The sequence below is a fragment of the Candidatus Pantoea multigeneris genome, from assembly GCF_011752615.1.
In the GTDB taxonomy this organism is placed as follows: domain Bacteria; phylum Pseudomonadota; class Gammaproteobacteria; order Enterobacterales; family Enterobacteriaceae; genus Pantoea; species Pantoea multigeneris.
The window spans coordinates 1-929 of the sequence record NZ_VWXF01000027.1; the positions used below are offsets into that span (position 1 = coordinate 1).

Below are 929 nucleotides of genomic sequence, written 5' to 3' on the forward strand. Positions count from 1 at the left end.
CCTGCACCAACGGTACGGCCGCCTTCGCGGATTGCGAAGCGCAGACCCTGGTCCATCGCGATTGGGTGGATCAAGGTAACAACCATTTTGATGTTGTCGCCTGGCATTACCATCTCAACGCCTTCTGGCAGTTCTACTGAACCAGTTACGTCAGTTGTACGGAAGTAGAACTGTGGACGGTAGCCTTTGAAGAACGGAGTATGACGGCCGCCTTCGTCTTTAGACAGAACGTAAACTTCTGACTCGAACTTGGTGTGTGGCTTGATTGAACCCGGCTTAGCCAGTACCTGGCCACGCTGGATGTCTTCACGCTTGATACCACGCAGCAGAACACCACAGTTCTCGCCTGCCTGACCCTGGTCCAGCAGCTTACGGAACATTTCAACACCGGTACAAGTAGACTTAGCAGTGTCCTTGATACCAACGATTTCAACTTCGTCGCCTACTTTAACGATACCGCGCTCAACACGACCGGTTACAACAGTACCACGGCCTGAGATTGAGAATACGTCTTCGATTGGCAGCAGGAACGGCAGGTCGATTGCACGTACTGGGTCCGGGATGTACTCATCCAGGTGGCCAGCCAGCTCGATGATTTTAGCTTCCCACTCTGCGTCACCTTCCAGTGCTTTCAGCGCTGAACCGTGAACGATTGGAGTGTCGTCGCCTGGGAATTCGTACTGTGACAGCAGGTCACGTACTTCCATCTCAACCAGCTCCAGCAGCTCTTCATCATCAACCATGTCGCACTTGTTCAGGAACACGATGATGTAAGGAACGCCAACCTGACGACCCAGCAGGATGTGCTCACGAGTCTGTGGCATTGGGCCATCAGTTGCAGCAACAACCAGGATCGCGCCGTCCATCTGCGCAGCACCGGTGATCATGTTTTTCACATAGTCGGCGTGGCCTGGGCAGTCAACGTGTGC

Annotated in this window: 1 protein-coding gene; it reads right to left on the reverse strand. The window is 53.8% G+C overall.

Features of this window, described 5'->3' with window-relative positions:
• The coding region (tuf, locus tag F3J40_RS24560; RefSeq protein WP_167018779.1) for an elongation factor Tu at nt 1-929 on the reverse strand (929 nt) is incomplete at both ends.